Source organism: Pseudomonas sp. B707, from assembly GCF_022496685.1.
GTDB lineage: Bacteria > Pseudomonadota > Gammaproteobacteria > Pseudomonadales > Pseudomonadaceae > Aquipseudomonas > Aquipseudomonas paraglycinae.
The window spans coordinates 79,907-95,600 of the sequence record NZ_WTVE01000036.1 but is presented as its reverse complement, the minus strand read 5'-3'; the positions used below and the strand labels follow the sequence as shown (position 1 = coordinate 95,600).

Genomic DNA, 15,694 nt, shown 5'->3' with positions numbered 1-15,694 from the left:
ATCCCCGCACTGTCGAGTGGCAATGATCGATAAAACAAACAAGGCCGCGAATTCGCCATTCGCGGCCTTGTTTTTTTTATGTGTTTTTTTAATGGCTTGTTTATTTCGATAGTTGGCTCGATGTTATTGAATATTTCCCTGGACATTGTTTGAAGTGTTTTGTGTGTGTTGTTGGTTTTTGTTTTGTACTAGTTTCAATTTTGTGAAGCTTGCTCAAGTTTTTATATTGATGATTTTTAAGTGTTGCAAGTCTTGTTACTTGCAGTGCAGACGTGTGCCAGCCGATTGGCAGTGCACATGATTCACCACTCAGGGAAGTATTAAAATGCAGGATGCTAATGTTGATGTTGTCGATGGCGGCTATGTGAAGTTCGTCAATCTGTTCAAGTTGTCTGATCTTGAACAGGCGCTGTTGCCCTACAAGAATACTGTTCGTCATGACGAAGTGATCCGTTACTACTTTGCTTGTGTCGGTTTGCTTGATTCGCCAAGGCTTCTGCAACCGCTCGCGCTATTCAAGCGGGCGCTTGCAGAGTTCGATGGCCTGCGGGTACGACGTGAAGTGGAACAGGCGCCTGCTCCGGGCCTGGACAGCAAGAAGACACCTGATCTTTCAGAAATCGGCGCCAGGGTCGCCGATTTTGAGTCGCGTCTGAGTTACAGCGTCGAACTGATGAAAACGCCCGCTACGCAAGTGCCGAATATCCTGCACTTCATCTGGCTGGGTGGCGGCATCGGCGAGATTCAGCGCGACTACATCAATGTCTGGAAGCAGGTATTGGCTGGTCAGGGTTATCAGATCAACGTCTGGTATGACAGTGATGCGCTGCTGGCCTGGCAGGCCAATCGCTTGATGGTCGAGGTGGCGAAGGCGGACGCCATGGAGCACGGGGGCGTCGATAGCACTTCCGATAAGATATTGGGCGAAATGTATGTGGCCCGCGCTATTGCGTTGAAGCAACAAATGAGCGAACACATTGATGCGGCAGTTGCGAAGGGCGAATCAGCCGATGAAGCAAGGGTGCAGTTGTTGAGCCTTGCTTATGGTCAGAATTCTCAGGACTTACGGGTGTTGAAGGCAAAGAACCGGGAAAGTATTGATGCGCTGGTCGGAGGTGACGTTCGCGTGCGCGATCTGGCGGGTTCGGAAATACCTTTGAAGTTGCGGGATATTTACCAGCGGGAAATGCGCATGCGGGGCAACCTGGCGGCGGCATCGGATATCGTAAGAGCAGAGGTCTTGTACTTTGAGGGCGGCAGTTACACCGATGTCGATAACTTGCCGCCGTTGCTGAAGGAAATTGCAGGTGTCGATATAAGCGACTTTGGTGAGGATGCTCGACTTGGTGTTTTGCAGTTGATGCTGGATCAGAACCCTGACTGGATGCCAGGTCGACAAGCGTTGCGGGGGCAATACAGAGACAAGCTGTTGCAAATACCCGAAGAGCATCGCACGGTACTGCAAGCGTTTGCCAAAAGCCGGCCGCCTTTGACCCAGGTGTTTCAGCCTCCACAGGATCTGCTTGTCCGTCCCTACGCATTGCGCGCGGTGGCAAAGGGAAACACGATCAGCAATGCCTACATGATGGCGCATGCCGGCTCGGCGGTACTTGAGTCCGTGCTCCAGCGCTTCAGGTTCAACTATGAATTGATCGATGACACCGCACGGTTGGCCACTGACAGAGGTATCAGTCTTCAAGAGCATGAAGCCATGGATACACTGGCTGGTGAAGTGCTGGAAAAGTCTTACGGGCCTTTGTTTGATTTGCCCGGAATGGAAGCCATCTTTGCGTCTTATCTGGCAAATGCCGCAGCCGGATACCACAACGAAGGTATCCGACCAAAAAATGAGGGGACCATTTATTTGACCGGACCGGTCGCGATCAAGGATGGCACCGGCGATTTCGAAAAGGCATTTTTAACGCCCGAGGGCGCGCAGGCGTCACGGCGGGAAATGGCCATCGCACCTCTGCAGACGGTCAATCAACTCACTGAAGAGGAACTGGATCACTCCTGGAAGGAAAACGAAACCGATACTCAGAAGTGGCTCGAGACTGAGCAGCAACGCTGGCGCGATGGCCAATTCAAGACCCGCTACGCCGGGAACATCGCTGAGTTGTTGAAACAGACGACCGTCGAATTCGAACTCGGCTGGCCGCTCATCGAAGGACGTCATGTCCTGAATACCGAGCTGTTGCAGCGGATGGCTGATCACCTCGGCGAGCCGTTCACCAAGGCGATGACGAACGGTCACGACGGCACCCTTGTGTTCGCTGAAAGGTTGCCGCTGAGCTTCGATGATCGTCAGGCCATCCGCAATCAGGACACTCGCCTGCGGCCACCGGCATTCCCGAAAAATCCGGTTGCCCAGAGCCTCGCACTGGATGAGCTGTTGATCGGGTTGGGCGCCGGTTCCTGGCAACTCGAACAGCTCACCCCGTTGCAGCGTTTGACCATCGGAGCATTGCTGGGCGCTGATTCACTGGACGCTCAAAGCTTTTCCGCCTTGCGCAGTACGCTGGACAATCTGATCAACAGCCTCAGTGAGCGCGGTACGGCAGGGCGCTATGCGGCGATTGAACAGCATCTCTATCAGCACCGCGCACCTGCGTTCATGGCAGGCATGTCCAGTGTGGGTGATGAATTGCCCGCGCATCCGGTCACCGCACTTGGCCTGAAAAAGAATGCCTTGGCCAACACTGCGACACTGTTTGACTGGGGGCGTCAGGTGGCGCAGATCCAGCGGCTCGCCACTCAGGAACACCGCGAACAGGTTCTGGAGCGGCTGGAACAGGTGCTCAGTCAGTTCGAGGCCGGCACTGTCAAAATGGTGCCTCAGGATTTGTTGATGCACGGGCCGGGTGACACTGCGGCCGGCCGCTGTTTTCCGCTGGCGCTGGCGATGGGGGCCGCCCTCACACAGGGCGAGGGAGCGACCCGGCAATTGCGCGAGCGATTCTTTCTGGCGGTGCTTGAGCCGGAGCACCCGGACTCGAAGGCGTTTCTGGCCGCGCTGGAGGAAATGCGTGGCGTGAACGCAGCCGATGTGGGCACGGCGCTGGGGCGGGGCGATCTGGACAAGATGGTCGCGACACTCGAGGCGTCCGTGGGGCCGCGAACCCTGATGCTCAACTCGGATAACCACTCGATGCTGGTGGCTCGGACTGTACACGGGAGTACGGTCATTTATCACTTCTACGATCCGAACTTCGGCCTGTTCCAGTTCGACAGCTCCGTAACCTTCAGAATGGCCCTTGGGCAATTTTTCAAGCAGGCACAGATCGCCCGTCATTACGCCGTGTACGGCAAACCTGGCCGGCCACAGTTCGATCTGATCGATGTACATGGGGAAAAAGTCGCCGATCTGAACCTGTCGAACGGCAGCAAGGTAAGTCAATTGCTCAGGGACGAGCCGCTGCCGGACAAACCGTTCAGGTCGGTTCGCCAGAGGATGAACAGTGCTCACGGACGAACGCTGATGGAGAACTCGCGGCTGGGCAAGGCACTGTTGTCTTCAGACAATGACTGGTGGGGCGGGGAGATTGCCGACATGACGGCGCGGTTGCAGGAGGGCCATGACTCGGTGACGCCTCTTGTGCCGTTGTTCGACTCGCTGGAAGTGACGCCCGAGGGCAGTTATCGGGTGGGCATGATCGATCCACAGACCGGCGAGTTGGTCGCCACGGTCGTCAGCCGGGATGATCGCCTGCTGCGAATCAAAAATTACCTGACTGACCTGTTTTCGAGCCTGGGGCGCAAGCGTCCGGTCGGTGATGCTGTGGATCCGACCGAGGCAGCGGCAGTGCATACGCTCAATGCCGGTTTCGCGGTGCAGGCCTTGATGAATGCTTTGCGTGGTCGCGAAGGCGAAGACCGCACACTGACAACGGCGGTGCAGTGGCATGCCTACGTCAATTACGCACAACTGGTGCATGGCAATGTGGTCGATGTGGCGGGACTGATCGGTCTGGTGCAGGCCGCGCTGCGCGATGAAAAACTGATCGCCCGCACCACTGCGAAGGTGGTCGGCGAAGCGCTCGAGCCGTTGACCGGCAGATCCCTCGGCGCTGTGGCCGGGCATTTGGGCAACGAAGGCGTCGGCGCGGTGTTGGGTCTGGCCAATGTCGGTTTCGATATCTATCAGTTGGCGACGGCACGTAATGATGTGGAGACAGCCACCTACGCCACCCAGCTGACCTTCGATGCCAGCAGTCTGGCCCTCACCGGCGCGGGGCTTGGCGCAGCGTTTGCCGGTGCGGGTACGGCAGCAGCGGTGCTGGGAGGCGCCGGGGTGATTCTGGGTGGCCTTGCGGTTGGCGTGACTGCGCTGGCGCAGAGCTTTGCCACCATCGCTGAAGAAGCGAAGGCGGTCGGGCTGTTTTTTGCGGAACTGGAGCAGGCGCATCACGGGGACGGATTTCACTACAGCGGCGAGCAAGGTGCCTGGTTGCCACGACCGTCGCTGATCATCAATGGTCTGGACCTGAGCACCGGCAAACTGCTGCTCGACAGCACCCGTCTTTACCCGCTGCGCGATCATTTCGGCGTGCCGGAGTTCGAGGTCGATTACCCGCGAGCGATCCACCTCAGCAAAGAACTGGGCTATCCAGCCGAGATGAAGTTCTCACCGTCCGCCGAGCAGGCCATTGTCTTGCCGTGCACGCCGCTTACCTGCTATCGCTACGAGTACCAGATCCTGCCGTTCGCATCACAGCGCCACGACAAGGGTTTCGACATCGCCCGGCGTCTGGAGAAGAAAAAAGCGGACGGTCAGTGGCTGTTCCTGTTTTCGTTCTACTCGTTCCCCAGCCATTACATTGTCCATCGGATGTACCCCGATTATCGCCCGACCGAGATCCGGGTCACGCTGGATGCGCAGGCGCGCAAACTGGTTGTGCCGGTGATCCCCGAGCCTTGGCGCGAGCAGGTCAGCTATCGGATTCAGGGTGGTGGAGGCACATGCACACTCGTGCTCAACCCCGGCGTCAATGTCGGACTGACGTCAGTGGGCAAACAAAAGGACCGCTGGATCATTGTCGCGCCGTGGGCCGTCGAGAAGGACATCGTGCTGGGCAGCAACGGGCAGTTCGGTATCAAAGGTTGCGAGTTCAAGGTGACGGCGGACATTGCCCCGGAGATTTCCCTGCTGATCGAAAATGGCCGGCTCTTCCGGATTGCCGGCAATAAACGGACTGAACTGGATCTTCTGGAAGAACAGGCGCCCAGAGGCCTGAACGGCCAGGTCCTGCAGGATCATCTGCAAGACCTGGCGCGAGCCCATCGATTGGGGCTGCGCTATACGCCGATCCACGACTATCTGATTCCGTTCGAGAACATCAAGGCGCCGCGTTACACCAATGGCTGGTATGACGCTGTGCAGGACCGGATCCTCTATATCCGCAACGACGAGGTGTTCGACGATGAAGGGCTGTTGTCGGTGGTGGCCGGCGATTCGGCATTTTTCCATGATCCGATTGGCTACGATATCTGTCAGGTCGATGCCGGCACCGGCCTGCTCAGTCATCGCTTTCGTTTGATGTTTCGACGCACCGGCGTCAGCACGATTCGTAGCGTCGAAGCCGATGGGCAGGGTGTCGTCCATGTGGTGCAGGAATACGCGTATGAGGACGGTACGCGTGAGCGCCTCAACTACCTGATTCATGAAGGTGAACTGTGGCTGAGCTCGGTTACCCGTGGACTTGAGCCGGGTTTCCAGACGTTGCTCGATGACGGCACGCCGTTGCCTGCCTGGACATCGGTACTGGGTGATTGGGTATCGCTCAAACCGGTCGATGCAGACAAAGGCTACGCCACGGTCGACTGGCAGTTCGCTGCTTACGTTTCGGTCTGCTGGAAGATCGAAGACAACGCTCGGGACATGGCCTGGGTCCGTACTCGTGACAACCTGATCGTGCGCCCGGTACCGCGCCGCCACCATGCCCGCGCCTGGCCCGACTCGATCCAGAACCTGAACGAGCTGATGCTGCTGACGCCCAGTGATGACGGCGACGTGTTTGTCATCTACGACCGGCAGTTCCAGAGCCTGTGCCGGGTGCAGCGCACCGTGACGCTGGAACAGATTCAGTGGTCGCACCGCTGGGTGCAGCCCGAGCGCCTGAAGCAGGTGACGGCTGAACACAATGGCTATCAGGCCCGCACCGAGGACGGATTGTCATTCGAAATCGGCGCTGACGGTGAAGTGCGTTTTGCGGGTCTGACCGAGTCCTGGCTCAAGGGGCGCAAACAATGGTGGCTGGCGCTCGACGCCATCGCCCGACAATACGCAGTCGAGCAGTTCCCGATTGTCGGCATTGCCAATACTGCCGGGGATGCGCGCTTGCACGCCTGGTACGTGGACAACCGCTTGTTGTTGTGTGACGCGCAACCAACACAGCTCCGGTTGCTGGGCATGACACCGGACAATCAATCGGCGTGGCTGTTCGAGCCCGAAAGTGGCGAGGTCTGGCGCCAGACGTTTATCGATCCGCATCAACTGCAGGCGGCATTCGGAGACGGCTCGCAGTTGTTGCAAAGCTGGATGCTGCCAAAACCAGAGCAGCAGTGGACGGCGTGGCGCTTTGCCGATGTACGGGTCGACGGTGCCGGTCTCTTGGGCACGACGCGCGAAGGCGTGGTGCTGCAACTGGAGCATCAGGAACCACCGCAGATCATTGGCGTGCAACACGATTGGCTGGCGGCCCATGGCGAGCATCTGATCAGAGACTTGCAAGCCTTGCTGGCGAACGCAGCGCATCGTCCATTCATCTCTATCGCTTCTCAGGAGGCCAGTGTGCAGTGGTATATCGCTGACAGTGCACGGCTGATCCAGATTCCCGCTGTCGACCTGCCGGAGGATTACGAGCTACTTGGAACCCGAAAGTACGCTGAAGTCTTGTTGCATGAATCGCGCGAGCGGGTCGTTCAGGGTTATCCGAGCATGCGCCAGATCAAGCCGCTGGATTACGTCCAGCGCACGGGTGACGTGCTGGTGCTCGAGGGACGGGTGGATGCCTACGATCTTCTGCCGGTGATCCCGGACGATGTGCGCACGCTGGTTCTGCGGGTAGGGCGCGGTTGGATGAAGTGGCATCTGTCCGAGGCGCTGATGCGCAAGCTCGATTCGTTGGTGGTTGATTGCCGTTATCCGCTGGTGGGTTTTCCCGCGGTCATGAGTCGCTTGATCCTGACCATGGCCGATCCACACAAGCTCGAAGTGGGGATGGTCGACGATCACCTGGTGGTGATCGATCCCGACAGTGAGCACTGTGTGCTGATACGCAATGCGGATGCATCAGATCCCTCGCTGCGGGGCGATGCCATGCTTGAGGTCAAGGGCCTGCGTCCGTGCCAGGTGTCGACGCTGGTGCGCTGGCTGAAGGTGCGCAAGGAGGGCGCCGAGGGCGTGACGCTGAAAGCATTGATCGATCAGGCGGATGCGAAGAAGACCGTCGAGTCTGCGGGTTGACGGTACGCGGGCGCTGACGAAAAAAGACCGCCGACGTTGCCGTCGGCGGTCTTTTCGTTTGAGGGTTCAAGGCACCAGATAGCCTTTGACCCCGGTGAAGATGATCTGCGCCGCCAGTGCGCACACGAACAGCCCCATCAGGCGGCTGACTATCTGCAAACCCTGATCGCCGAGAATGCGTTCGATGCGGTTCGACAGGTACAACACCACGCCAACCGTGAAACTGGCGAGGGCGATGCTCATGATCGCGAACAGCTTGTCGTCCCAGTGCGGCTGGCTGACGCCCATCACCAGCAAAGCACCGATGGTGCCGGGGCCGACGGTCAGCGGAATGGTCAGCGGAACGATCGTCACGTCCTGCTGCACGTTGTCGGTCTGCACGGCCGACTTGCCCTGCGCCATGCCCAGAGCGGAAATGAACAGCACGCTGCCGGCGCCGATGCGGAAGGCGTCCACCGTGATGCCGAATACATCGAAAATCACCCGCCCGAACAGGTACAGCAACACGCTCGAAACCAGGGTGGCGACCGCCACTTTCCAGGCCAGACGGCGTTGCTCCTTGCGCGAGTAACCGCGGGTCAGGCTGATGAAGCAGGACAACACGAAGAACGGGCTGTAGAGCACCAGCATCTTCAGGTAAACACTGAATAACACGTGGAGCATGGCGCGGGCTCGCTGGCGGGGAAAGTCGGGGGGAGTCTAACAGGCGATATCGTGTCTGTCGGCTCACGACGGTTGTGTCGTCGCACGGTTCTGCTGATCACGCTGGGCCACCCAGTGCTCGATCAGCTCACGCAGTTGCGACAGCTCCACCGGTTTGGCCATGTGCCCGTCCATCCCGGCCTGGCGCGCACGCTCCTTGTGTTCGGCGAGGATGTGCGCGGTCAGCGCCACGATCGGCGTGCGGATGCGCTGATTGCCGACTTCCCAGGCCCGCAGTTGCTGGGTGGCGGAGAAGCCGTCGAGGATCGGCATTTCGCAGTCCATCAGCACCAGGTCGTAGCGCTGGGCTTTCATCGCCTGCAAGGCTTCTTCGCCATTGCTGGCGGTGTCCGGTTGCAGGTTGAGTTTGCCGAGCATGCCCCGGATTACCTTGGTCGAAATGGTGTTGTCTTCGGCCACCAGAATGCGGAAATCGCTCGGCACCTTGACCGGCGCCGCAGTGCTCGCAACCTGTGGCTGGAACACCACCTGGCCACGATTGCGCTGGTTCAGTTCGTCAGCCAGCGTGGTCTTGAGGGTGTAGCCGGCCACCGGTTTGGCCAGGATGCGCTTGATCCCCGAGTTGCGCGCGATGATCTTGCTCGGCGCATTGCTGATACCGGTGAGCATGATCAGCAGGATGTCGTGGTTCAGGCTCGGGTCTTCCTTGATCTTGGCGGCCAGTTGCATGCCGGTCATGCCGGGCATGTTCTGGTCGAGCAGGACCACGTCGAAGTAATCACGCAAATGCGCCTTGGTGCGCAGCAGGGCCAGGGCTTCCTTGCCCGACGGCACGGCGCTGACGTTCAGGCCCCAGGCGCTGCATTGCTGCACCAGCACTTTGCGGCAGGTGTCGTTGTCGTCGACCACCAGCACGCGTGCGCCTTGCAGCGGGCTGTCGAGGTCCGAGGTCGGATGCTCCAGGCGATCAGGGTCCAGCGGCAGGGTCAGCCACAGCGTGCTGCCCTGGCTGGCGCCGCTCTTGATGCCGAACTCGCCCTGCATCAGACGGATCAATTGGCGGGCGATCACCAGACCGAGGTTGCCGCCCAGGCGGTTGGCCGACAGGAAGTGCTTGCTGTGCAACTCGGCGTGCATCAGCGCGTCGCGTTCTTCCTGATCCATCGGCTGGCCGCTGTCCTGCACGGCAATGCGCAGGCGGGGGCCGGCGCTACGCTCGTCGAGGGCGACGACCACCAGCACTTCGCCTTCTTCGGTTTTCTTCAGCGCGTTTTCCAGCAGGCTCAGCAACGTCTGGCGCAGGCGCGTCGGATCACCACTGATGACCCGTGGCACTTGCGGCTGGATAAAGCTGATCAGCTCGACGTTCTGTTGTTCGGCCTTGGCGCGGTAGATGCTCAGGCAATCGTCGATCAGCGCGTTGAGGTCGAACTGCACGTCGTCGAGTTCGATCTGCCCGGACTCGAGCCGCGAGATGTCGAGGATCTCGTTGATCAGCGTCAGCAGTTCGTTACCGGCGCTGTGGATGGTTTGCACGTAATCGCGCTGTTTCACCGACAGCGGCGTGCCAAGCAGCAGTTCGGTCATGCCCAGTACGCCGTTCATCGGCGTGCGGATCTCGTGGCTGATCTTGGCCAGGAACTCGGCCTTGGCGTTGATCTCGGCGTTGCTCGCGGCCAGGTCGCGGCTGATGCTGAAACGGCTTTCGGTGATGCTGCGCTGACGCTCGCCGAGGGCGATGCTCATCAGCAGGCCACTGATGCAGATGAAACCCATCAGGGTCATGATCAGGCCTTGCGGCGCGACCAGGGTCAGCCCCAGCAAGGCCGGGAGGATGATCAGCGTGCCGATGTTGAACACCACCATCGCGGCGACGAACAAGCGGGCAGGGCGGTAGCCTTTCTGCCAGTGATAGAACGCCACCAGCAACATGCTCAGCCCGGCCAGGGCCACCAGCGCATAGGTGATGATGTTCAGCGGCAGGGTGTTGACGAACAACAGCAACAGGCTGCAGATCACGATGAACAGGATGTCGCCGATCAGCAGCTTGTTCAGCGGATGCGGGCCGAGCGGGGCGAAGAAACGGTAGGCGAACATCAGGCCCGCCGGAGCGGTCAGCAGCAGGGCCAGATAGGCGCCGGGGGTCTGGATCGCATGCCAGTTCGGCAGCCACGGACCGGCGAGGTTGAGCAACAGCAACAGGCTCAGGCTCAACAGGCCTTCACACACTGCGAGCCACAGGCTGCTGCGCGAGCGGGTGTAGGCGTAGCGGATCAGGTTATGCAGGATCAGCATCGCCAGACAGCCGAACAGCAGGCCGTAGATCAGCGTCTGGTTGTGATTGGCCGCGGCCATCACCGCCGATTGCAAGGTGATGTAAGGGCGCAACTGGTGATCGGAAACCAGTCGCAGGTAGACGTCGAGGGGTTTGTCGCTCTGCGGCAACGGCAGCATGAAGTCGCTGCTGGGCAGCGGCCGCTCCACCTGGGGCTGGGTGGTGCCGGTGTCGCGTTGCTCGATCAGGCGATCGCCGTCGAGGACATACAGATTGAGGTGCGACAGGTCGGGGGCGAAGATCCGCAGCACTTGTTCGTGCTTGCCGGGCGCCAGCCTGAAGCGCAGCCACAGGGCGCCATCGGGTTCGGCCGCGGTCAGGCGGTCAAGTTCGATAGGGCTGAATTGATTGGTGTAGCGGGCGGAGCGGATGTCGCTCAGCTGGAGGTTGCCCTGATCGTCAAGCAATACCGACCAGCCACTGCCTTGCGCGGCCTGGGCCGGGAGCATGCAGAGCAAGGTCAACAGCGTGACGGTGAAGCCTATGGCAATCCTGAGCCAGCGCACGGCGAAATCCCTTCGTAGGTTGATGCCAGAATATAACGATGCGCAGCGTCGGAACAGTCCGGCAAGGGCGATGAGCCCCTGCCGGAAACACAGCGTAGCTTATTACTGAGACTCACCGCGTTCACGGGCAATGGCGCGGTAGCCAATGTCGGTGCGGTAGAAGCAGCCTTCCCAGTCGATGGCCTTGGCCAGTTTGTAGGCCTGCTCCTGGGCGGCGCCGACGCTGGCGCCCATGGCGGTGGCGCACAGCACCCGACCACCGGCCGTCACGACGTTGCCGTCCTTGAGCGCGGTACCGGCGTGGAAGACCTTGCCTTCCAGTGCGGCGGCGGCGTCCAGACCGTTGATCGGCGCGCCCTTGGCGTAGTCGCCCGGGTAACCGCCGGCGGCCAGCACGATGCCGACGCTCGGGCGTGGATCCCACTGCGCTTCAACCTTGTCCAGTGCCTGGGCCAGTGCGGCTTCGACCAGCAGTACCAGGCTCGATTGCAGACGCAGCATCACCGGTTGGGTTTCCGGATCGCCGAAACGGCAGTTGAACTCGATGACCTTCGGATTGCCGGCCTTGTCGATCATCAGACCGGCGTACAGGAAACCGGTGTAGACGTTGCCTTCGTCGGCCATGCCGCGCACGGTCGGCCAGATCACCTGGTCCATGACGCGCTGGTGCACGTCGGCGGTGACAACCGGAGCCGGGGAGTAAGCACCCATGCCGCCGGTGTTCGGGCCGCTGTCGCCGTCGCCGACGCGTTTGTGGTCCTGGCTGGTGGCCATCGGCAGAACGTTCTTGCCGTCGACCATGACGATGAAGCTGGCTTCTTCGCCGTCGAGGAATTCTTCGATGACAACGCGCGAACCGGCGTCGCCAAAGGAATTGCCGGCGAGCATGTCGCGCACGGCGTCTTCGGCTTCGGCCAGGGTCATGGCAACGATCACGCCTTTACCGGCGGCCAGGCCGTCGGCCTTGATCACGATCGGTGCGCCTTTTTCACGCAGATAAGCCAGGGCCGGCTCGATCTCGGTGAAGTTCTGGTAGTCGGCAGTCGGGATCTTGTGACGTGCCAGGAAATCCTTGGTGAAGGCTTTCGAGCCTTCCAGCTGCGCGGCGCCGGCGGTCGGACCGAAGCAGTCCAGGCCACGGGAGCGGAACAGGTCGACGACGCCGGCCACCAATGGCACTTCCGGACCGACGATGGTCAGGGAAACGTTTTTCTCGGCGAAGTCAGCGAGCTGCTCGAGGGCCAGCACGTCGATGGCGACGTTTTCGCACTTGGCCTCAATCGCGGTGCCGGCGTTGCCCGGTGCCACGAAAACTTTCTGCACACGCGGATCCTGAGCCACTTTCCAGGCCAGGGCGTGTTCGCGGCCACCGCTGCCAATGATCAAAACGTTCAAAGAGAGACTCCTTCGGAGAAAGCTGCAAGCTACAAGCTGCAAGCAAGAGCGAGTGTGTGACTCTCGATTACAGCTTATGGCTCTGAATTAATGAGGCTGCAACTGCAAGAAGGAGCGATACCTGACTGCTCTTTCTTGCAGCTTGCAGCTTGAGGCTTGTAGCTGCCGTGTATCAGTGACGGAAATGACGCATTCCCGTGAACACCATCGCGATGCCGGCTTCATCAGCAGCAGCAATCACTTCAGCATCACGCATCGAGCCACCTGGCTGGATCACCGCCGTGATACCGACCTTGGCCGCATTGTCCAGACCGTCGCGGAACGGGAAGAACGCGTCCGATGCCATTACCGAACCCGCCACTTGCAGACCGGCGTGCTCAGCCTTGATCGCGGCGATACGCGCCGAGTTCACGCGGCTCATCTGGCCGGCGCCGACACCGATGGTCTGACGGTTCTTGGCGTAGACGATGGCGTTGGATTTGACGAACTTGGCCACTTTCCAGGCGAAGATCAGGTCGTGGACTTCCTGTTCGGTCGGGGCGCGCTTGGTCACCACTTTCAGGTCGTCGGCGCCGATCATGCCGATGTCGCGGCTCTGTACCAGCAGCCCGCCGTTGACGCGCTTGTAGTCCCAGGCCGGAACGCGATCGGCCGACCACTCGCCGCAGGCCAGCAGGCGTACGTTGGCCTTGGCTGCAACAATAGCGCGGGCTTCTTCGCTGACGCTTGGGGCGATGATCACTTCAACGAACTGACGCTCGACGATCGCCTTGGCGGTCTCGGCATCCAGTTCACGGTTGAAGGCGATGATGCCGCCGAACGCCGATTCGGTGTCAGTGGCGTAGGCCAGTTCGTAGGCCTGACGGATGCCGCCTTCGGCGTCCGGGCTCACGGCCACGCCGCACGGGTTGGCGTGCTTGACGATTACGCAGGCCGGTTTGACGAAGCTCTTCACGCATTCCAGCGCGGCGTCGGTGTCGGCCACGTTGTTGTACGACAGTTCCTTGCCTTGCAACTGGGTGGCGGTGGCGATGCCGACTTCGGCAGGCTTGGCCTCAACGTAGAACGCCGCGCTCTGGTGCGGGTTCTCGCCGTAGCGCATTTCCTGAGCCTTGATGAACTGGCTGTTGAAGGTGCGCGGGAATTCGCTGCGACCTTCAGTGCTGAGGGTGTCAGCAGCCTGATTCACGGTGCCCATGTAGTTGGCGATCATGCCGTCGTAGGCGGCGGTGTGTTCGAACGCCTTGAGCATCAGGTCGAAACGCTGAGCGTAGGTCAGGCCGCCGGCCTTGAGGTTTTCCAGGATGTTGGCGTAATCGCTGGCATTCACCACGATGGCCACGTCTTTGTGGTTTTTCGCCGCCGAACGGACCATGGTCGGGCCGCCGATGTCGATGTTCTCGATGGCGGTCGGCAGGTCGCAGCCTGGCTTGCTGATGGTGGCTTCGAACGGGTACAGGTTGACGGCTACCAGATCGATCGGCTTGATGCCGTGCTCGTTCATGATCGCGTCGTCGATACCGCGACGACCGAGGATCCCGCCGTGGATTTTCGGGTGCAGGGTTTTCACCCGACCGTCCATCATCTCTGCGAAACCGGTGTAATCCGCGACTTCCACTGCGGCCACGCCGTTGTCCTGCAGCAGTTTGAAGGTCCCGCCGGTGGAAAGGATTTCCACGCCCAGGGCTTCCAGCTCCCTGGCGAATTCGAGGATCCCGGTCTTGTCGGAAACACTGATCAAGGCGCGGCGGATCGGCAGGCGGGTAGTCTGGTCGGTCATCTCAATTTCCATCAAAAGCAAGGGAAGTCAGCAAAAAAGGCGACCGGTTTTACGCGGGCGCCTTTCTGGTTTGATTGAATGCTTACAGCAGATCGTACTGCTTGAGTTTCTTGCGCAGCGTGCCGCGGTTCAGTCCGAGCAGCTCGCTGGCCTTGGTCTGGTTGCCCTTGACGTAGTTCATCACGCTTTCGAGCAGGGGAGCCTCGACTTCGGAGAGCACCAGGTTGTACACGTCCGTGACGGACGCGCCCTCAAGGTGGGCGAAATAATTGTGCAGCGCCTTCTCGACACTCCCGCGAAGGGTCTGGCCTTCTTCGCTCGGGGTATTGAGGTGCTGTTTCAAATTCACGTTGTCGCTCACGGGTGTTGTTCCACTCACTAAAGTCTCGGTCATCATCGTCATGCGGCCACCCCTTCTCCGTCCCCTGTCAGGCTCTTGTAACGTTCGGCGAAGAACTCCCGAACGTTGGCGCATTGTGTTTCCGTACCATCCAAACGATTGAAGTGGGCGCGAAATTCCCTGGCGCCCGGCAAGGTTGCGAGATACCAGCCCACATGCTTGCGGGCAATTCGCACGCCCATCACGTCCCCATAGAAGGCGTGAAGGGCGGCCAGATGCTCAAGCAGAATGCGTTCCACCTCGATCAGCTCCGGCGCCGGCAGTTTTTCGCCGGTACGCAGGAAGTGTTCGATCTCGCGAAAAATCCATGGCCGCCCCTGGGCAGCCCGGCCGATCAACAGGCCATCGGCACCGGTCGCGTCGAGCACGTAGCGGGCCTTTTCCGGCGATACGATGTCGCCGTTGGCAAAGACCGGAATCGACACTGCCTGCTTGATCGCGGCAATGGTGTCGTACTCGGCTTCGCCGGTGTACAGGTCGGCGCGGGTGCGGCCATGCACCGCCAGCGCCGTGATCCCGGCCTGCTCGGCGATCTTCGCCACGGTCAGGCCGTTCTTGTTGTCGCGATCCCATCCGGTGCGGATCTTCAGGGTCACCGGCACATCAACTGCCGCCACGACGGCATGCAGGATCTCGGTAACCAGTGCCTCATCCTTCAACAACGCGGAGCCGGCGGCCTTGTTGCAGACCTTCTTCGCCGGGCAACCCATGTTGATATCAATAATCTGTGCGCCCAGTTCGACGTTGGCCCGGGCCGCATCCGCCAGCATCTGCGCATCGCCACCGGCGATCTGCACCGAGCGTGGCTCGGGATCGCCTTCGTGGATCATGCGCAGGCGCGACTTGCGGGTGTTCCACAGGCTCATGTCGCTGGTGACCATTTCCGAGACTACAAGCCCTGCGCCCAAACGCTTGCACAGCTGACGAAAGGGCTGGTCGGTGACACCCGCCATCGGGGCGAGGATCAAGCCGTTCTGCAATGTATATGGGCCGATGCGTACCGCCGACATAGGACTTCCCTGAAGTGGGGCCGGATCATGAGAGTTCGAAAAAGGGTTGGCATGATACCCGCTCTCGATGACTGGATAAAGGCTGAATTGAACAAAATCTGAACAGTTATTCTGTTATTACCGGCGGTTTGGTCGCGCGC

Annotated in this window: 7 protein-coding genes; 1 reads left to right on the top strand and 6 read right to left on the bottom strand. The window is 60.2% G+C overall.

The window, feature by feature from the left end; translation table 11 throughout:
• The first annotated feature begins 325 nt into the window (after window positions 1-325).
• Window positions 326-7,465 (top strand): TcdA/TcdB pore-forming domain-containing protein, encoded by a 7,140-nt coding sequence (locus tag GQX66_RS27675; protein WP_240872079.1) that lies wholly within the window; start codon window positions 326-328, stop codon window positions 7,463-7,465.
• Window positions 7,466-7,531: 66 nt separating this feature from the next.
• Here the strand turns inward: GQX66_RS27675 and GQX66_RS27670 are convergent, their stop codons facing one another.
• From GQX66_RS27670 to dusB, 6 genes are all read right to left on the bottom strand, one after another.
• Complete coding sequence (locus tag GQX66_RS27670; RefSeq protein ID WP_007951032.1) at window positions 7,532-8,128, bottom strand: MarC family protein; 597 nt, start codon at window positions 8,126-8,128, stop codon at window positions 7,532-7,534.
• 63 nt (window positions 8,129-8,191) lie between these two features.
• Window positions 8,192-10,969 (bottom strand): hybrid sensor histidine kinase/response regulator, encoded by a 2,778-nt coding sequence (locus tag GQX66_RS27665; protein WP_134021675.1) that lies wholly within the window; start codon window positions 10,967-10,969, stop codon window positions 8,192-8,194.
• A 102-nt stretch (window positions 10,970-11,071) separates the two neighbouring features.
• Window positions 11,072-12,364: a phosphoribosylamine--glycine ligase gene (purD, locus tag GQX66_RS27660; protein WP_007951030.1), complete on the bottom strand. Its 1,293-nt coding sequence runs from the start codon at window positions 12,362-12,364 to the stop codon at window positions 11,072-11,074.
• A gap of 172 nt (window positions 12,365-12,536) precedes the next feature.
• Window positions 12,537-14,144: a bifunctional phosphoribosylaminoimidazolecarboxamide formyltransferase/IMP cyclohydrolase gene (gene purH / locus GQX66_RS27655; protein WP_134021679.1), complete on the bottom strand. Its 1,608-nt coding sequence runs from the start codon at window positions 14,142-14,144 to the stop codon at window positions 12,537-12,539.
• A gap of 82 nt (window positions 14,145-14,226) precedes the next feature.
• The gene (gene fis / locus GQX66_RS27650) at window positions 14,227-14,547 is read right to left on the bottom strand and encodes a DNA-binding transcriptional regulator Fis (protein WP_002555375.1); all 321 of its coding nucleotides are present in this window, start codon (window positions 14,545-14,547) and stop codon (window positions 14,227-14,229) included.
• Window positions 14,544-15,554, bottom strand: a complete 1,011-nt coding sequence (gene dusB / locus GQX66_RS27645) for a tRNA dihydrouridine synthase DusB (protein WP_240872078.1) — start codon at window positions 15,552-15,554, stop codon at window positions 14,544-14,546. Before dusB ends, fis begins: the two co-directional genes overlap by 4 nt.
• Between the last annotated feature and the right edge of the window lie 140 nt (window positions 15,555-15,694).